This window comes from Pseudomonas sp. ASL8 (genome assembly GCF_056680355.1).
This window is the reverse complement of the sequence record NZ_CM155278.1, coordinates 38,060-54,999: the sequence shown is the minus strand read 5'-3', so window position 1 is coordinate 54,999 and position 16,940 is coordinate 38,060. Positions and strand designations below refer to the sequence as shown.

Genomic DNA, 16,940 nt, shown 5'->3' with positions numbered 1-16,940 from the left:
TGGATTCGGTTCCGTCACAGACAATAAAAATCAGGTGACTATCAATGAGTGAACAAAACTCACATTCGGGCGAGCTGAAGCGCGGCCTTAAAAACCGCCATATCCAGCTGATCGCGCTGGGCGGCGCTATTGGCACAGGCTTGTTCCTCGGTTCGGCAGGCGTACTCAAGTCGGCCGGTCCGTCGATGATTCTCGGTTACGCAATCTGCGGCTTCATCGCCTTCATGATCATGCGCCAGCTTGGCGAAATGATCGTCGAAGAGCCGGTGGCCGGTTCTTTCAGCCATTTTGCTCACAAATACTGGGGCGGCTTTGCGGGCTTCCTCTCTGGCTGGAACTGCTGGGTACTTTATATTTTGGTCGGCATGTCGGAGCTGACGGCCGTCGGCAAGTACGTGCATTACTGGTGGCCAGAGATTCCGACCTGGGCCTCGGCCGCCGTATTCTTTGTGATGATCAATGCGGTCAACCTGGCCAACGTCAAGGTGTTCGGGGAAGCCGAGTTCTGGTTCGCCATCATCAAGGTCGTGGCCATTGTCGGCATGATCGCCCTCGGCAGCTACCTGTTGGTCAGCGGCAACGGCGGCCCGCAAGCGGCAGTGAGTAACCTGTGGGAGCACGGTGGCTTTTTCCCCAATGGGGTCAAAGGTCTGGTGATGGCATTGGCGATTATCATGTTTTCCTTTGGCGGCCTGGAAATGCTCGGTTTCACCGCAGCAGAAGCCGACCAACCGAAAACCGTGATCCCCAAGGCCATCAATCAAGTGATCTACCGGATCCTGATTTTCTACATCGGCGCCTTGGTCGTACTGCTTTCGTTGACCCCGTGGGACAGCCTGCTTGCGAGCCTCAATGCCTCCGGCGATGCCTACAGCGGCAGCCCGTTCGTGCAAGTGTTCTCGATGCTGGGCAGCAACACGGCGGCGCACATTCTCAACTTCGTGGTGTTGACAGCCGCCTTGTCGGTCTATAACAGCGGCACCTACTGCAACAGCCGTATGTTGTTAGGCATGGCAGAGCAGGGCGATGCACCTAAAGCGTTGGCGCAGGTCGATAAGCGCGGTGTGCCGGTTCGGGCGATTGCGGTGTCGGCGTTGGTGACGTTCGTTGCGGTGGTGCTCAACTATCTGGTCCCACAAAATGCGCTGGAACTGCTGATGTCGCTGGTGGTGGCCACGCTTGTGATCAACTGGGCGATGATCAGCTACTCACACCTGAAGTTCCGCCAGCACATGGTGCGTACACATCAGACGCCCTTGTTCAAGGCGTTCTGGTACCCGTACGGCAACTATTTGTGCCTGGCTTTCGTGGTGTTCATCCTCGGCATCATGTTGTTGATTCCAGGCATTCAGGTGTCGGTTTACGCGATTCCGGTCTGGTTGCTGGTGATGTGGGTTTGCTACAACGTCAAAAACAAGCGCAGTGATGCGGCTGGCGTGAAGGCGTTGACGTAGTGCTTCTATGCGGGTGATTGCTAACAATTCAGCACGATAAGAAGCCGCGTAGTGCCTTTAAACAACTGACTTGGTGGAGCGGGTCAGCGCGTACCCGGTTGGGGAATATATCAACCGGGTAAACGCTTATGCCATCCTGACTTCGTCCAACAGCTCGGGGTGACGATCAAGCACCTTGAGCAGCTTCACCAACGCCAATGGCGGCTTGGTCTTGCCATTCTCGTATCGCGAGAACGCATTGATGCCACCGCCGAAAATCTCCGCAGCCTCACGCTGATCGAGCGCAAGCTTTTTACGGACCGTGGAGATAAAGCCAGGATCGACAATGGAGGCATTTATCTGCTTGTTGAACGCCAGCATCGCAGTGCTGACTCGGGTCGATTCGACGATATCAAGCACAGACTCGCCGCAGGCCGGGCAGTAGTCGCCGGTGACGGACGGAATAACTGTTGATTCATTTTTGTAGGTGTACGGCATATCGCGAGTGTCATGCACCAGTTCAGCCGCTGCACACGATGGACATTTCATGTTCATAGCTCCTTGAAGGACACGATGAGCACATCATCAATGACCGTGAGTTTTAGATAAACCTCCCCGGCTACGCTGGTGTGCCGGTACACGTCCTGCCAAACCTTATGATCGGCGTGCGTGGTCATGCTTTTGTAGAAGTCTGCCGGGGCCAGTGCCATGACAACGCTGATAATGCCTTCAAAGTCGAAGCCGAGCGCCGCACCGCCAGCCAGCGCTGATCCGGTTGACCGCACCTTACCGGCTTCGATCAAGGCTTTGACAATGGGTAGCTTGCAGTGGGGTGCTTTTTTCTCCATAAATCGAAACTAACCTACTTGGTTTTTTTTGGCAAGTTGGTTAATGGGCTGCCAGTCGAATTTGCTTGGTCATTTTCCCGTTTCTTTCCCGCTTTGTGTGGAAAGGTACGTTGGAGAGTGGGCCATTGAGATAATAGAAAACCGTTTAACAGCCCATTAATCAAGGCTTTTGTAGTGCTACAGAGGCATACGGAATGTGTATGGAAGACCTATGTTGATAGTTTCCAGCAACGTGCATCTACCTGATGCCGAAATCGAGTTGACTGCCATCCGCGCTCAAGGTGCGGGTGGGCAGAACGTCAACAAGGTGTCGAGCGCAGTGCACTTGCGCTTCGATATCACTGCGTCGTCGTTGCCGCCGTTCTATAAGGAGCGGTTGCTGGCGTTGCGCGACAGCCGTATCACCGGCGACGGCGTGATCGTCATCAAGGCCCAGCAATACCGTACTCAGGAGCAGAACCGTGCCGACGCACTGGAACGCCTGAGCGAATTGATCATCAATGCGGCCAAGGTCGAAAAAAAACGACGCCCGACCAAGCCCACCCTGGGCTCGAAAAAGCGTCGTCTTGAAAGCAAAAGCCAGCGCGGCAACATTAAAGCCGGGCGCGGCAAGGTGGATTTCTAGGCCGGACCGCGAAGGTGATCCTGCCGGAGCAAAATCTAAACCGTGTAATCCCGTACAGGCTTCGTCTGGCGGTACAGATAGACACTGAGCAGCAGGCCGGCCATGGCCGCCAGCGCTGCAAACAGAAAGATCGAAGCAAAGCCGAAGCCAGCGGCAATCGCGCCAGCAACGGGGCCGGTAATACCCAGTGAGAGGTCGATGAACAGTGAGTACGCGCCCACAGCCGCCCCACGGCTAGAGGCCGGTACCAGATTCACAGCCTCGACACCCAGCGCCGGGAACACCAATGAGAAGCCAAAACCGGTGAGTGCAGCCCCGGCCAGGGCCAATGTTGGTGTGGGTGCAAGCCACAACAACAGCAAGCCAATGCTTTCCACCGACAGACAGGCAATCGCCACCCGGAAGCCGCCCAGACGATTGATCAAGTTACCGAACAGCAACCGTGCGCCGATGAAACAGGCGCCGAACAGGCTCAGGCATAGCACTGCGTTCGGCCAGCTATGGCTTGCGTAATAGAGGGTGATGAAGGTGGCGATGGTGCCAAAACCAATCGAACCGAGCGCCAGCCCCGTGCCGTGAGGCAACACTCGGCCCAGGACATGCAGAAAGGGCATGCGCTCGCCATGAACAATGGGTGCGGCTTGCTTGGGCCATGCCAGCGCGAAACCGATACCGGCGAGCAGGATGATACTCACGCCCATGCTCCATAAGCCGAGCTGCTGGACCAGCAGCACGCCCATGGGGGCACCTATCGCCAGCGCGCCATAACTGGCGATGCCGTTCCAGGAAATGACCTTGGCGGTGTTTTGCGCGCCGACCCGACCGATGCCCCAGCCAATCGAGCCCGAGCCCACCAGGCTTTCCGCGCTGCCTAACACCAGTCGACCGATTAGCAGGCTGATCAGGCTGAGCATCGGCATGCTTTGTAGCCAGGCCGAGAGCAGCATGAACACGCCGCTGAGACCGCACCCTGCCAAGCCGTAAAGGACGGCTTTTTTGCTGCCAAGGTTGTCGATGATGCGGCTTGCATAGGGGCGACTGAGCAGCGTGGCCAGGTATTGCACGCTGATCACCAGGCCAGCGGCCACGGCGCCAAACCCTAAATCACTGTGCACGTAGCCGGGGAGAACGGCGAGGGGAATGCCGATGTTCAGATAACCGATAAACGTGAACAGGACGATAGAAACGACCTGCAGCGTAACGGCCATAGGTCGTTGTGAGGCAGCAGACGGGGTGTCTTGCATGGGTAAAATCCACGGTTGCGACAGCGTTGGAAAATGCTCAAGGTGTAGCGGAAGAATCGTTTCAGCTTGAGGCGCGCTCAAGGCTGCTTATGATAGCGGCGGTTGAGGCGATGCAGGGGAGGGTGAAGGCAAAACGTTGAAATAACGTGCTTATGATGCGGTGCCGCTGGCGGGGGCGAGCAATTGCGAAGCCACCAAGGCTGCCAGCGCATTTTCCTGGGTGCCGAAACGCTTGAGCAGCGCCGCCTTTTTTTCAGCGTTGAGGCGACCCCAGATGTCGATCATCTTTTCAGTGGTGCCCATTACGACGCTGGCTTGGGTGTCGGTGAGGTCGGTCATGGCAGGTTCCACCGTTGTTTAAGGCTGTTTTGCTCAGGAGCGGTCTTGTTTAGGGACGCTATCTGCAGCGGGTGCGGCAGGTATAACAGGCCGTATGAAACCAGGTAAAGAATACGGGTTTGGCATACGGCCTGGGAAAGTCGCCGTCAGTGTTTGTGTTTGACGCTGCGGCTGTCTTCAGTTTTGGCAGGGCTGGCCTTCAACTCGGTTTTTTTGTTTGGCTCTTGGTGGGCTGAGGGGGTCTGCTCAGGTTCTGGCAGGCTTGGGAAAGGAAAGTTAGGGATTTCATGCATCGTCGTCGCTCCGCGCAAGATCTGATTGAAGGTTGCTGGAAAGATCAGTGCTTTTAAAAAGCTTGGGCAGGATACAGCACTGGAAATGACAAACAGGTTTTTTATGACCGCCTTTTGTCACTTAAAGACACACGGCACGACGAATGACGAACCATAACGGCATAACGCAGTCGCGCCCTGACAGGGCGCGATGTTTGAAGCGGCAAGTGATTGGTTTCAGCAAACGGCGGCGATGGCCTGGGCCAGTAGATCCAGGCGCGAAGCATCAATCCCCGCGATATTGGCGCGTCCGGCACTGACCAGATAAACGCTGTGCTCATGGCGCAATCGCGCCACCTGATCATCATTCAGGCCGGTGTAGGAGAACATGCCGCGTTGCACGCCGATATGGGCGAAACGCTCGCCCAGGCCCAGCGGGGTCAACGCCTCGACCAAGCCTGCGCGCAGTTGCGCAATACGTGCGCGCATCTCTTCCACTTCATCGGCCCACAGGCTTTTCAGCTCGGGATCGCCGAGGATCTCGGCAACGATGGCCGCGCCATGATCTGGCGGGTTCGACCACAGGTTTCGCGCGATTGAAGAAAGCTGACTGCGTACATCCAGCAGTTTGTCTGCAGTACTGGCACACACCAGCAGGGCACCAGTACGTTCGCGGTACAGGCCGAAGTTTTTCGAGCAGGAACTGGTGATCAGTAACTCGGGCAAAGCCTCCGCGAACAGGCGCACTGCCCAGGCGTCTTGCTCCAGACCGTCGCCGAACCCCTGATACGCGAAATCGATCAATGGCAGCAGATCGCGACTGCGCACGATGTCCAGCACCTGTCGCCAATCGTCGTGGGACAGATCGAAGCCGGTGGGGTTGTGGCAGCAGGCATGCAGCAGCACGACGTCGCCACGTGGCACCTGATTCAAAGTGGCGAGCATGGCCTCGACGTTAAGGCGATTGTCGCTGCCCACGTACGGGTAATGACTGACCATGAGCCCGGCTTTGGCAAAGATGGTTTCATGGATCGGCCAGGTCGGGTCGCTCAGCCAGATACCGCGTCCTGGCAGACAGCCAGCGATAAAGTCCGCGCACAGACGCAGGGCGCCGGTACCGCCTGGCGTCTGGGTCGCGCCAACGCGCTTGCTTGCCAGTAACGGCGAATCCTTGCCCAGCACCAACTCGCTGATCAGCGCGCCAAAGCGAGGCTCGCCATGACCGCCGATGTAGGTTTTGGTGGTTTGGGTGTCCAGCAGGCGCTGCTCGGCCAGCTTGACCGAGCGCAGGATCGGCGTCAGGCCCAGTGCATCTTTATAGACACCGACGCCAAGGTCGAATTTGTTCGGGTTCGGATCAGCCGCGTAAGCGTCGATCAACCCGAGAATCGGGTCGCCGGGCACTCGCTGGATGTCGTTGAAATGCATTACTTGCGGCCCTCGGCGCTTTTGGCCACTTCGTCAGTACGCGCGGCCATAATGAAATCGTTACGGTGCAACCCTTTGATCGAGTGGCTCCACCAGGTCACGGTCACTTTGCCCCATTCGGTGAGCAAGCCAGGGTGATGACCCTCGGCTTCGGCAATTTCGCCGACAGCGTTGGTGAACGCAAGCGCGAACTTGAAATTCTTGAACAGGAAGACTTTTTCCAGCTGCATCACGCTGTCGCGAACTTCGATGTTCCAGTCGGGGATCTGCTTGATCAGAATCGGCAATTCTTCATCGCTGACGTGTGGGGCGTCGGCGCGGCAGGCTACGCAATGGGCTTGGTTAAGAGTGCTCATAAATGGGTTCCTGATCAGGCAGCTTTGGGTTTGGGTGGGAATTTCGGTGCGTGCAGACCTAGCTGCATGCCTTGCTGAACCATGCCCATGATGTCTTCGTGGGCCAGGTCGAACAGCCGTTTCAGATTTGGCAGGACAAAATACAAGGGCTGGAGGATATCGATCCGATACGGGGTGCGCATTGCATCCAGCGGATCGAACGCCTGATGTTCAGGCGCGGACGACAGGCTGTAAACCGTTTCTTTGGGCGAGGAGAGAATGCCACCACCGTAGATTCGACGGCCTTGCGGGGTGTCCACCAGGCCGAACTCGATGGTCATCCAGTACAGGCGCGCCAGATAGACGCGCTGTTCCTTGGTCGCACTCAAGCCGAGCTTGCCATAGGTGTGGGTGAATTCGGCGAACCACGGGTTGGTCAGCAGCGGGCAGTGACCAAAGATCTCGTGAAAAATGTCTGGCTCTTGCAGGTAGTCCAGTTCCGCTTCGCTACGAATGAACGTTGCCACCGGGAACTGTTTGTTGGCCAATAATTCGAAGAAGGTCTGGAACGGAATCAGGGCCGGGACGCGAGCGACTTGCCAGCCAGTGGCCGCGCCGAGGACTTTATTGACTTCACCCAATTGCGGGATGCGGTCATGGGGCAGTCCGAGTTGTTCGATGCCTTCAAGGTACTCCTGACAGGCGCGGCCTTCGATCACCTTCAGTTGTCGAGTGATCAGCGTATTCCACACCGCATGCTCGGCAGCTGGGTAGTCGATAAAGCCGCTCGCGTCGGGCTCACGAGCTACGTAATGCGTTTGCGTCATGTTGCTCTCCTGGGGGCAATTCGTTGTTGTTATAAGGAGCTGTTATGGCTCTAGAGATAACTCAAACGACTCGCCCTGACAGCAGGTGGAATAGGGTATGCCTTAAAGAATAGACCGCTTTTCGTAACGATAAGTTTACGAAAGCGCTGCCGTGCCGTAATCCTTGTGTCGGAGTGAGGTGATTTACACGCTTGCTGTCAGGTAATCGTTACGGATAATTTAGGCATACAGAAAAATACCCGCCCGACAGACAGGATCGAATCGTTCATGCGTATCAAAGTGCACTGTCAAAACCGCATCGGCATCCTTCGCGACATTCTCAATTTGTTGGTCGAGTACGGGATCAACGTGGCGCGTGGTGAAGTGGGCGGCGAGCATGGCAACGCGATTTATCTGCATTGCCCAAACCTGATCAATCTGCAATTTCAGGCGATGCGTCCCAAGTTCGAGGCAATTGGCGGTGTATTCGGGGTCAAGCGCGTAGGGTTGATGCCCAGCGAACGGAGGCACATGGAGCTTAATGCGTTGCTTGGCGCGCTGGAGTTCCCCGTGTTGTCTATCGACATGAGCGGCTCCATCGTCGCGGCCAACCGCGCGGCGGCGCAGCTGCTGGGGGTGCGGGTCGATGAAGTACCGGGTATTGCGTTGTCGCGCTACGCCGAAGATTTCGATTTGCCAGCACTGGTTCGCACCAACAAATCACGAATCAACGGGCTGCGGGTCAAGGTCAGGGGTGATGTGTTTCTTGCCGACATCGCGCCGTTGCAATCGGAGCACGATGACAGCGAAGCCATGGCCGGTGCGGTGTTGACCCTGCACCGGGCAGATCGGGTCGGCGAGCGCATCTATCAGGTGCGCAAACAAGAACTGCGCGGCTTCGACAGTATTTTCCAGAGTTCCAGGGTCATGGCCGCCGTAGTCCGCGAGGCTCGACGCATGGCGCCCCTGGACGCTCCGTTGCTGATTGAAGGCGAAGCGGGGACCGGTAAAGAATTGTTGGCGCGGGCCTGCCACCTTGCCAGTCCGCGGGGACAATCGCCGTTGATGGCGCTCAACTGCGCTGGACTGCCGGAATCCATGGCCGAAACCGAGCTGTTTGGTTATGGCCCCGGCGCATTTGAAGGTGCGCGGGTCGAAGGCAAGCTGGGGTTGCTGGAGCTGACCGCAGGCGGCACGCTGTTCCTGGATGGTGTCGGCGAGATGAGTTCGCGTCTGCAGGTCAAGCTGCTGCGCTTCCTGCAGGATGGCTGCTTCCGCCGGGTCGGTAGCGATGAAGAGGTTTACCTGGATGTACGGGTGATGTGTGCGACGCAGGTTGATCTGTCTGAGCTGTGCGCCAGAGGTGAGTTCCGGCAGGACCTTTATCATCGGCTCAACGTGTTATCGCTGCACATCCCACCGCTTCGCGAATGCCTGGACGGTTTACCCCTGCTGGTTGACTACTTTCTCGACCAGGCAAGCCGGCAGATTGGCTGTCCTTTGCCCAAACTCGCGCCCGCCGCCATGGAGCGTCTGAGTCATTACCGTTGGCCTGGTAACGTGCGGCAGTTGGAGAACGTCCTGTTTCAGGCAGTTTCTCTGTGCGAAGACGGTATTGTCCGCGCCGAACATATACGACTTCCGGACTACGGTATGCGCCAGCCATTGGGGGATTTTTCGTTGGAAGGAGGGCTGGATGAAATCGTCGGGCGTTTCGAAAAGGCGGTGTTGGAACGCCTCCATTCGGAGTACCCAAGTAGCCGGCAGTTGGGCAAGCGTTTGGGTGTTTCACACACGACAATTGCCAATAAGTTGCGTGAGTATCACGTGGATAAATAAACATGATCAGGGTCAGCATTAAGCGCTATAAAGCCGGGTGCATGATCAGTGATAAAGAAATTAATACGCTGCGAATAGAGTGGCGGTCTTTATCGGGTGTGTTAATGCGCTCCACTCAAACAGATGTGACGTGCGTTGATTAAATAAGCGATCGGTTGTTCTGAGTTTACATGCGTCAACGCCTCCTGGAATGCTCCAGGAGGCGTTGACGTGGTGATTGAGGGGGCGGTGTGCTGATGAATCAACCATCGATACAACCGTTACCCATGACACGGTACTCGAGTATGTGTTGTACACCTTTCGAGTCTTCATACGTCATGCGGGCAGGTACGACCTCGCAGACGTTCGGGATGTCGCTCATCGAAACGACTTTAGCGATGTCCAGATGAGTGGCATACGTGTATTCCTCCACGGGAGGCGTCGAGTTGACTGCCACGGCGGTTGTTTCGGCCGCCATCGCAGCAACACTAAAACTACTCAGGGCCATGACCATCAATGCAACGTTCATTTCTAATGTCCTTATTGCTGTCTTGAAAGAGTGCCTGGTTCTTGTGGAACCAGGCGTGTCACTAACTTTACAGGTTGATTAACATGCCATTGTGGGGGCTGTTACGTGTTAATCGTTTGCCGGTTGGCGAGATAAATTATAGGCCTGCCGGGTGGGTTCATATATGAAGTGTTTTGATAAAGACTATTGATGAAACCTGTAACAATCGAGGCACGAAAAATGACGGCATCCATCATCGGTGGCGCGACAGATCGTCGCGGGGAGGCGCGGCATATCATCGCAGGAGAATGGGGGTCTATAGTAGTAGGCTTGCTTGCGACCGGTAAGACCATCGTCGAATGGCCTGAAGGGGGCAGGAAAGATACAACGGGTTCATAAAACAACAACTATCCACCGAGGTAACAACGATGAGTGCGGCTTCCGTCTATCCTGTGCGTCCAGAGGTTGCGGCTACAACGCTGACCGATGAGGCAACCTACAAGGCCATGTATCAGCAGTCGGTGGTCAACCCTGATGGTTTCTGGCGTGAGCAGGCCCAGCGCCTGGATTGGATTCAGCCCTTCACCACGGTCAAACAGACCTCCTTCGACGACCACCATGTCGACATTAAATGGTTCGCTGACGGCACGTTGAACGTCTCCTACAACTGCCTGGACCGCCATTTGGCTGAGCGCGGCGATCAGATCGCAATCATCTGGGAAGGCGACGATCCTTCCGAACACCGCAACATCACCTATCGCGAGCTGCACGAAGAAGTCTGCAAGTTCGCCAACGCATTGCGCGGTCAGGATGTGCACCGCGGCGATGTAGTCACTATTTATATGCCGATGATCCCCGAAGCTGTGGTCGCCATGTTGGCCTGTACCCGGATCGGCGCAATCCACTCAGTCGTGTTCGGTGGCTTCTCACCTGAAGCGCTGGCGGGGCGGATCATCGATTGCAAATCGAAAGTCGTCATTACCGCAGACGAAGGTCTGCGTGGCGGCAAGCGCACGGCGTTGAAAGCTAACGTCGACCTGGCGCTGACCAATCCGGAAACCGCCAGCGTGCAGAAGATTATTGTCTGCAAGCGCACGGGCGGCGACATCGCCTGGCACCAGCATCGCGATATTTGGTACGAAGACCTGATGAAGGTCGCCTCCAGCCATTGCGCGCCCAAAGAAATGGGTGCCGAAGAGGCGCTGTTCATTCTCTACACCTCTGGCTCCACCGGCAAACCCAAAGGCGTGCAGCACACCACGGGTGGCTATCTGTTGTATGCCGCGCTGACCCATGAGCGTGTATTCGACTACAGACCAGGTGAGGTCTATTGGTGCACCGCCGACGTGGGCTGGGTCACTGGGCACACCTATATCGTCTACGGCCCGCTAGCCAATGGCGCGACCACGTTGTTGTTCGAAGGGGTGCCGAACTACCCGGATATTACGCGTGTGTCGAAGATCATCGACAAGCACAAGGTCAATATCCTCTACACCGCACCGACTGCCATTCGCGCCATGATGGCCGAAGGTCAGGCGGCAGTGAAGGATGCAGACGGTTCAAGCCTGCGTCTGCTCGGTTCGGTCGGTGAGCCGATCAACCCGGAAGCCTGGACGTGGTACTACAACACTGTCGGCAAGGGCCGCTGCCCGATTGTCGACACCTGGTGGCAGACCGAAACCGGTGGCACGTTGATGAGCCCGCTGCCAGGCGCGCATGCGCTCAAGCCGGGCTCGGCGGCGCGACCATTCTTCGGCGTTGTGCCGGGGCTTGTGGATAATCTGGGCAACCTGATCGAAGGTGCTGCAGAGGGTAACCTGGTCATTCTCGACTCCTGGCCGGGTCAGGCGCGCACGTTGTACGGTGATCATGATCGTTTCGTCGATACGTACTTCAAGACTTTTCGTGGCATGTACTTCACGGGCGACGGCGCACGTCGTGACGAAGACGGTTACTACTGGATCACTGGGCGCGTGGATGACGTGCTCAACGTTTCCGGGCACCGCATGGGTACTGCTGAAATCGAAAGTGCGATGGTTGCCCACCAGAAAGTCGCCGAAGCCGCTGTGGTCGGCGTACCGCATGACCTCAAAGGGCAGGGTATTTATGTCTACGTCACCCTCAATGGCGGCGAAGAGCCTAGCGAAGCGCTGCGCCTGGAGTTGAGAAACTGGGTGCGCAAGGAAATCGGTCCGATCGCTTCGCCGGATTTCATCCAGTTTGCGCCAGGGCTGCCGAAGACTCGTTCCGGCAAAATCATGCGTCGTATCCTGCGCAAGATTGCCACCGGGGAATACGATGGCTTGGGTGATATCTCCACCTTGGCTGATCCGAGTGTCGTGCAGCAGCTGATCAATGAACACAAGTCTATGAACGCCGCCTGATCCCAGGCTCAGAAACGCCCCGCCCGGTGTACGCCTGGCGGGGCGTTTTTGTGTGCGCTATTGGGTGGCCGAACGCATTGCGCAAAGCCATTCGCGCCTAAGGGATGCGTTCTTGCTGGCCCACAGAATCGAACTCGGAACGAGATATATATCGGCTTCATCACAGGTACCCCTTCTTTGTTACCGGCGCGCAGCCAGGTAACCAAATGTGTAACCGTCTGTTCTCTTTCGGGGCCGAGAGGAACGCTCCGCAGGATTCGGGTGCAATTTCCAGCACTCTGAAAACAAGTCGACACGCCAGACTTGCCGGAATAGAAGCCTTTGCCAATAATGGGCCCGCAATTTGCAATAAATATTGGTTTTATGTCTTTTGGCTTTGCATAATCTGCAGAGCCTGTCAATATTTCGGGTCTGCTTTCTCAGTGCTTCTATAACTAGTTGTCGCATTGAAGAAATATCGACTTCGGGCCTGTCGTTAAAATGCCAATCAATCGCTAAAGGCTTTTCGTGTGACTTTTCGTGTGAAAGGTCCGACACGGCCGCCCCAGCGTCGCTATCCATGCTGACCCTTCGCACATTGGGCCATCGCTCACTCTGCCATTTGTCGCCCTAAACCGACGGAGTCCTAATAATGAAGAAACTCATGCTTCTCGGCGCCTTGGCGCTGTCCGTGTTGGCACAGCCGACGTTCGCTGATGAAAAACCATTCAAGATCGGTATCGAGGCTGCATACCCTCCCTTCGCCTCCAAAGCCCCGGACGGCAGCATCGTTGGTTTCGATTACGACATCGGCAATGCGCTGTGTGAAGAAATGAAGGTCAAGTGCACATGGGTCGAGCAGGAATTCGATGGTCTGATCCCGGCGCTCAAAGTGCGCAAGATCGACGCCATCCTGTCTTCGATGTCCATCACTGAAGATCGCAAGAAGTCGGTTGATTTCACCAATAAGTACTACAACACGCCTGCACGTCTGGTCATGAAAGACGGCACCGTCATCAGCGCAAGTCTCGCTGAGCTGAAAGGCAAGAAAATCGGCGTGCAACGCGGTTCGATCCATGACCGTTTTGCCAAGGAAGTACTCGAACCTCTGGGCGCCGAGATCAAGCCGTACGGCTCGCAGAATGAAATCTACCTGGACGTCGCTGCTGGCCGCCTCGATGGCACCTTGGCTGACGCGACCCTGTTGCAAGACGGTTTCCTCAATACCGACGCAGGCAAGGGTTATGCCTTTGCAGGCCCTGCGTTCACCGACGCCAAATACTTCGGCGACGGCATCGGTATCGCCGTGCGTAAGGGCGACAAGGCTGATCTGGACAAAATCAACGCGGCCATCGCTACGATTCGTGCCAACGGCAAGTACAAGCAGATTCAGGACAAATACTTCAATTTTGATATCTACGGCGAGTAAGTACATCGCGTAACACTCGCAATGGCGCTAGCAGCGGTGGCTCTGCACTGTCTGGTTAGCGCCATTTTTCATTCTCATGCTTGAGGACCTGAATCATGTTGAAAGGCTACGGGGCTGTCATCCTCGATGGCGCATGGCTGACGCTGCAGCTCGCCTTGTCGTCCATGGCCCTGGCGATCGTCCTCGGTTTGATTGGCGTGGCATTGCGTTTGTCGCCGGTGCGCTGGCTGGCCTGGTTAGGTGACCTGTACTCCACGGTCATTCGCGGGATCCCCGATCTGGTCTTGATCCTGCTGATTTTCTATGGCGGTCAGGCGCTGCTCAACCGTATTGCACCGTTGCTCGGTCATGACGACTACATCGATCTGAACCCGCTCCTGGCCGGTATCGGTACGCTGGGTTTCATCTTCGGTGCGTACCTGTCAGAGACCTTTCGAGGTGCGTTCATGGCGATATCCAAGGGCCAGGCTGAAGCGGGCATGGCGTATGGCATGAGCAGTTTCAAAGTGTTCTTCCGGATTCTTGTACCGCAGATGATTCGCCTGGCGATCCCCGGGTTTACCAATAACTGGCTGGTACTGACCAAGGCCACCGCGTTGATTTCCGTGGTCGGTCTGCAAGACATGATGTTCAAGGCCAAACAGGCGGCAGATGCCACCCGCGAACCCTTTACTTTCTTCCTGGCAGTGGCTGCGATGTACCTGGTGATCACCAGCGTTTCGTTACTCGCCCTGCGTTATCTTGAGAAGCGCTACTCGGTAGGCGTAAGGGCGGCTGATCTATGATCTTTGACTACAACGTCATTTGGGAAAGCTTGCCGCTGTACGTCGGTGGCCTGCTGATCACCCTCAAGTTACTGGCCATTTCCCTGGTATTCGGTCTGCTCGTCGCCTTGCCGTTGGGCCTGATGCGCGTGTCGAAACAACAGTGGGTCAACATGCCTGCCTGGCTGTACACCTACGTGATTCGCGGCACGCCGATGCTGGTACAACTGTTTTTGATCTACTACGGGCTGGCTCAGTTTCAGGCCGTGCGCGACAGCGTCTTCTGGCCATGGCTGTCCAGTGCAACGTTTTGCGCCTGCCTGGCTTTCGCGATCAATACCAGCGCCTACACCGCCGAAATCATCGCCGGCAGCTTAAGGTCGACACCGGCTGGCGAGATCGAAGCGGCCAAGGCCATGGGCATGTCGCGCTCGAAAATGTACCGACGGATTCTGCTGCCCTCGGCTTTGCGCCGGGCGCTACCGCAGTACAGCAATGAAGTGATCATGATGTTGCAGACCACCAGTCTGGCGTCCATCGTGACCTTGATTGACATCACCGGCGCGGCGCGCACGGTCAACGCTCAATACTACTTGCCGTTCGAGGCTTACATCACCGCCGGCGCGTTCTACTTGTGTCTGACCTTTATTCTCGTGCGACTGTTCAAGATGGCCGAACGTCGCTGGCTGGGCTACCTCGCCCCACGCAGGGCCTGAACCATGCAGCGTATCGATCATTCATTGCCGTGGAGCAGCCTCGGCACCGAGCGTCAGTTAAGCGTGTTCCGATTCGGCAGCGGCGAGCGCAAGGCCTATATTCAGGCCAGCCTGCACGCCGATGAACTACCGGGCATGCGCACGGCCTGGGAGCTGAAAAAGCGCCTGATGCAACTCGAAGAGCAAGGGGTGCTCAAGGGTGTCATCGAGTTGGTGCCGGTGGCCAATCCCATTGGCTTGGGGCAGTTGCTACAAGGTGCTCATCAAGGACGTTTCGAGTTTGGCAGCGGCAAGAATTTCAACCGTGATTTTCCCGAGCTGAGCGAGTCGGTGGCCGAGCTGCTGAAAGGCCAGTTGGGCGATGATCCGCATGCCAATACCCGTCTGATCCGTCAGGCAATGACCTTCGCTCTGGACGCGTTACCGGCGCCGGGCAGCGAGTTGCAGGGGCTGCAGCGTTTACTCCTGAGCCATGCCTGTACCGCCGATGTGGTGCTGGACCTGCATTGCGACGCCGAAGCGGCGCTGCATATGTATGCCTTGCCGCAGCACTGGCCGCAGTGGCGGTCGCTGTCGGCGCACTTGAACGTGAGCGTCGCCTTGCTGGCGGAGGAGTCTGGCGGCAGCTCGTTTGATGAAGCGTGTTCGCTGCCATGGTTGCGTCTGTCACAGATTTTTCCTGAGGCGCAGATCTTGTTGGCGTGTCTGGCGACGACCCTTGAATTGGGTGGGCAGGCCGACACTGGCAGGGATGAGGCTCAGGCACACGCCGAAGGCATTCTGGCGTTCCTTGCCGAGCAGGGTTTTATCGGCGGTGACTGGCCGCAACCTGCATACGAGGCGTGCGAAGGGATGCCGTTCGAAGGCACGTACCTGCACTTTGCGCCCCATCCTGGCGTAGTGACTTATTTACGTCGCGCAGGCGTATGGGTTGATGTCGGCGAACCGTTGTTCGAAGTCATCGATCCCTTGTCCGATCGGGTCAGCACGGTGTGTGCCGGCACGTCCGGCGTGCTGTACGCAACTGAACGGCTACGTTACGCCCAACCTGGTTTCTGGCTGGCCAAAGTGGCAGGGCGTACACCGCTCCGCCACGGGCGCCTGCTCAGCGACTGACTGACTGTTTTGTGAGAACCGAAAGCATGAACAAACTGGAAGTCCAAGACCTGCATAAACGCTATGGCAGTCATGAAGTGCTCAAGGGCGTTTCCCTGACGGCCAAGGCTGGGGATGTGATCAGCATCATCGGCTCCAGCGGCTCGGGTAAAAGTACCTTTCTGCGCTGCATCAATCTGCTCGAACAGCCCCACGCAGGCAAAATCCTGCTGAACAACGAAGAGCTGAAGCTGGTGGCAAGCAAGGATGGCGCCCTGAAGGCCGCTGACCCTAAACAGCTGCAGCGCATGCGTTCGCGACTGTCGATGGTGTTCCAGCACTTCAATCTCTGGTCACACATGACGGCGATGGAAAACATCATCGAAGCACCGATCCATGTGCTCGGCATGTCCAAAAAAGACGCGCTGGAAAAGGCCGAGCATTACCTGGCCAAGGTGGGTGTCTCGCACCGCAAGCACGCTTACCCGGGGCATATGTCCGGCGGGGAGCAGCAGCGTGTCGCGATTGCCCGTGCATTGGCGATGGAACCGGAAGTCATGCTGTTCGATGAGCCGACTTCTGCACTTGACCCGGAACTGGTAGGCGATGTACTCAAGGTGATGCAAGCGCTGGCGCAGGAAGGCCGGACCATGGTGGTGGTTACCCATGAAATGGGCTTTGCTCGTGAAGTGTCGAACCAGTTGATCTTCTTGCATCAGGGTGTGGTGGAAGAGCGGGGCGATCCTCGTGAAGTATTGGTTAACCCGCAGTCCGAACGGCTTCAGCAATTCTTGTCCGGCAGCCTGAAATAATCTAAACGTTTTAACGATGCCTTACGCACCAAAACAGGTCATGATTCTGCTCTCTTGATTCATGACCTGGTTACACCTTAATAAAGATCGAGCGCACTGATGCTC

At 56.7% G+C, this 16,940-nt stretch carries 17 protein-coding genes; 9 read left to right on the top strand and 8 right to left on the bottom strand.

Annotated elements, in window-relative coordinates:
• Window positions 1-44: 44 nt before the first annotated feature.
• Window positions 45-1,454, top strand: a complete 1,410-nt coding sequence (locus tag AC1MEA_RS00270; RefSeq protein WP_219064528.1) for an amino acid permease — start codon at window positions 45-47, stop codon at window positions 1,452-1,454.
• A gap of 126 nt (window positions 1,455-1,580) precedes the next feature.
• Here the strand turns inward: AC1MEA_RS00270 and AC1MEA_RS00265 are convergent, their stop codons facing one another.
• Window positions 1,581-1,982, bottom strand: a complete 402-nt coding sequence (locus AC1MEA_RS00265; protein WP_219064527.1) for a type II toxin-antitoxin system MqsA family antitoxin — start codon at window positions 1,980-1,982, stop codon at window positions 1,581-1,583.
• 2 nt (window positions 1,983-1,984) lie between these two features.
• Entirely contained in the window at window positions 1,985-2,281 is a 297-nt protein-coding gene (locus AC1MEA_RS00260; protein WP_449632737.1) for a type II toxin-antitoxin system MqsR family toxin, read from the bottom strand.
• A gap of 211 nt (window positions 2,282-2,492) precedes the next feature.
• On the opposite strand from AC1MEA_RS00260, the gene arfB reads away from it, so the two are divergent.
• Window positions 2,493-2,906 (top strand): alternative ribosome rescue aminoacyl-tRNA hydrolase ArfB, encoded by a 414-nt coding sequence (arfB, locus tag AC1MEA_RS00255; protein ID WP_219064526.1) that lies wholly within the window; start codon window positions 2,493-2,495, stop codon window positions 2,904-2,906.
• A 35-nt stretch (window positions 2,907-2,941) separates the two neighbouring features.
• Here the strand turns inward: arfB and AC1MEA_RS00250 are convergent, their stop codons facing one another.
• The 5 genes from AC1MEA_RS00250 to phhA all read right to left on the bottom strand — a co-directional run bounded on the left by AC1MEA_RS00250 (window position 2,942) and on the right by phhA (window position 7,351).
• Window positions 2,942-4,150, bottom strand: a complete 1,209-nt coding sequence (locus AC1MEA_RS00250) for an MFS transporter (protein ID WP_480916326.1) — start codon at window positions 4,148-4,150, stop codon at window positions 2,942-2,944.
• A 150-nt stretch (window positions 4,151-4,300) separates the two neighbouring features.
• Complete coding sequence (locus AC1MEA_RS00245) at window positions 4,301-4,489, bottom strand: hypothetical protein (RefSeq protein WP_219064524.1); 189 nt, start codon at window positions 4,487-4,489, stop codon at window positions 4,301-4,303.
• A gap of 509 nt (window positions 4,490-4,998) precedes the next feature.
• Complete coding sequence (locus AC1MEA_RS00240; RefSeq protein WP_480916325.1) at window positions 4,999-6,189, bottom strand: amino acid aminotransferase; 1,191 nt, start codon at window positions 6,187-6,189, stop codon at window positions 4,999-5,001.
• Window positions 6,189-6,545: a 4a-hydroxytetrahydrobiopterin dehydratase gene (locus tag AC1MEA_RS00235; protein ID WP_219064522.1), complete on the bottom strand. Its 357-nt coding sequence runs from the start codon at window positions 6,543-6,545 to the stop codon at window positions 6,189-6,191. Before AC1MEA_RS00235 ends, AC1MEA_RS00240 begins: the two co-directional genes overlap by 1 nt.
• A 14-nt stretch (window positions 6,546-6,559) precedes the next feature.
• The gene (gene phhA, locus AC1MEA_RS00230; RefSeq protein ID WP_449632734.1) at window positions 6,560-7,351 is read right to left on the bottom strand and encodes a phenylalanine 4-monooxygenase; all 792 of its coding nucleotides are present in this window, start codon (window positions 7,349-7,351) and stop codon (window positions 6,560-6,562) included.
• Window positions 7,352-7,618: 267 nt separating this feature from the next.
• Here phhA and AC1MEA_RS00225 point away from each other — a divergent pair, with 267 nt between their 5' ends.
• A complete protein-coding gene (locus AC1MEA_RS00225; protein WP_480916324.1) occupies window positions 7,619-9,169 on the top strand; it encodes a sigma-54-dependent transcriptional regulator in 1,551 nt (516 codons plus the stop codon).
• 241 nt (window positions 9,170-9,410) lie between these two features.
• Here the strand turns inward: AC1MEA_RS00225 and AC1MEA_RS00220 are convergent, their stop codons facing one another.
• Window positions 9,411-9,677 carry a DUF2790 domain-containing protein gene (locus tag AC1MEA_RS00220; protein ID WP_449632733.1) on the bottom strand — a complete coding sequence of 89 codons (267 nt, stop codon included), beginning with the start codon at window positions 9,675-9,677 and terminating at the stop codon, window positions 9,411-9,413.
• Between the two features lie 407 nt (window positions 9,678-10,084).
• On the opposite strand from AC1MEA_RS00220, the gene acs reads away from it, so the two are divergent.
• From acs to AC1MEA_RS00190, 6 genes are all read left to right on the top strand, one after another.
• Complete coding sequence (gene acs, locus AC1MEA_RS00215) at window positions 10,085-12,040, top strand: acetate--CoA ligase (protein ID WP_219064518.1); 1,956 nt, start codon at window positions 10,085-10,087, stop codon at window positions 12,038-12,040.
• Window positions 12,041-12,671: 631 nt separating this feature from the next.
• The gene (locus tag AC1MEA_RS00210; protein WP_219064517.1) at window positions 12,672-13,448 is read left to right on the top strand and encodes an ABC transporter substrate-binding protein; all 777 of its coding nucleotides are present in this window, start codon (window positions 12,672-12,674) and stop codon (window positions 13,446-13,448) included.
• Window positions 13,449-13,543: 95 nt separating this feature from the next.
• On the top strand, window positions 13,544-14,233 hold the full coding sequence (locus AC1MEA_RS00205; protein ID WP_322180201.1) for an ABC transporter permease: 690 nt from the start codon (window positions 13,544-13,546) through the stop codon (window positions 14,231-14,233).
• Window positions 14,230-14,928, top strand: a complete 699-nt coding sequence (locus AC1MEA_RS00200; protein WP_480916323.1) for an ABC transporter permease — start codon at window positions 14,230-14,232, stop codon at window positions 14,926-14,928. Before AC1MEA_RS00205 ends, AC1MEA_RS00200 begins: the two co-directional genes overlap by 4 nt.
• A gap of 3 nt (window positions 14,929-14,931) precedes the next feature.
• Window positions 14,932-16,044 (top strand): succinylglutamate desuccinylase/aspartoacylase family protein, encoded by a 1,113-nt coding sequence (locus tag AC1MEA_RS00195; protein ID WP_480916322.1) that lies wholly within the window; start codon window positions 14,932-14,934, stop codon window positions 16,042-16,044.
• A 26-nt stretch (window positions 16,045-16,070) separates the two neighbouring features.
• Window positions 16,071-16,835: an ABC transporter ATP-binding protein gene (locus AC1MEA_RS00190; protein WP_219064513.1), complete on the top strand. Its 765-nt coding sequence runs from the start codon at window positions 16,071-16,073 to the stop codon at window positions 16,833-16,835.
• Window positions 16,836-16,940: the final 105 nt, after the last annotated feature.

Coding starts and splice junctions, on each gene's coding strand:
- AC1MEA_RS00210 (WP_219064517.1), top strand. CDS start 12,672: ATGAAGAAACTCATGCTTCTCGGCGCCTTGGCGCTGTCCGTGTTGGCA.
- AC1MEA_RS00240 (WP_480916325.1), bottom strand. CDS start 6,189: ATGCATTTCAACGACATCCAGCGAGTGCCCGGCGACCCGATTCTCGGG.
- AC1MEA_RS00260 (WP_449632737.1), bottom strand. CDS start 2,281: ATGGAGAAAAAAGCACCCCACTGCAAGCTACCCATTGTCAAAGCCTTG.
- AC1MEA_RS00245 (WP_219064524.1), bottom strand. CDS start 4,489: ATGACCGACCTCACCGACACCCAAGCCAGCGTCGTAATGGGCACCACT.
- AC1MEA_RS00190 (WP_219064513.1), top strand. CDS start 16,071: ATGAACAAACTGGAAGTCCAAGACCTGCATAAACGCTATGGCAGTCAT.
- AC1MEA_RS00235 (WP_219064522.1), bottom strand. CDS start 6,545: ATGAGCACTCTTAACCAAGCCCATTGCGTAGCCTGCCGCGCCGACGCC.
- AC1MEA_RS00205 (WP_322180201.1), top strand. CDS start 13,544: ATGTTGAAAGGCTACGGGGCTGTCATCCTCGATGGCGCATGGCTGACG.
- phhA (WP_449632734.1), bottom strand. CDS start 7,351: ATGACGCAAACGCATTACGTAGCTCGTGAGCCCGACGCGAGCGGCTTT.
- AC1MEA_RS00220 (WP_449632733.1), bottom strand. CDS start 9,677: ATGAACGTTGCATTGATGGTCATGGCCCTGAGTAGTTTTAGTGTTGCT.
- AC1MEA_RS00270 (WP_219064528.1), top strand. CDS start 45: ATGAGTGAACAAAACTCACATTCGGGCGAGCTGAAGCGCGGCCTTAAA.
- AC1MEA_RS00225 (WP_480916324.1), top strand. CDS start 7,619: ATGCGTATCAAAGTGCACTGTCAAAACCGCATCGGCATCCTTCGCGAC.
- AC1MEA_RS00195 (WP_480916322.1), top strand. CDS start 14,932: ATGCAGCGTATCGATCATTCATTGCCGTGGAGCAGCCTCGGCACCGAG.
- arfB (WP_219064526.1), top strand. CDS start 2,493: ATGTTGATAGTTTCCAGCAACGTGCATCTACCTGATGCCGAAATCGAG.
- AC1MEA_RS00200 (WP_480916323.1), top strand. CDS start 14,230: ATGATCTTTGACTACAACGTCATTTGGGAAAGCTTGCCGCTGTACGTC.
- AC1MEA_RS00265 (WP_219064527.1), bottom strand. CDS start 1,982: ATGAAATGTCCATCGTGTGCAGCGGCTGAACTGGTGCATGACACTCGC.
- AC1MEA_RS00250 (WP_480916326.1), bottom strand. CDS start 4,150: ATGCAAGACACCCCGTCTGCTGCCTCACAACGACCTATGGCCGTTACG.
- acs (WP_219064518.1), top strand. CDS start 10,085: ATGAGTGCGGCTTCCGTCTATCCTGTGCGTCCAGAGGTTGCGGCTACA.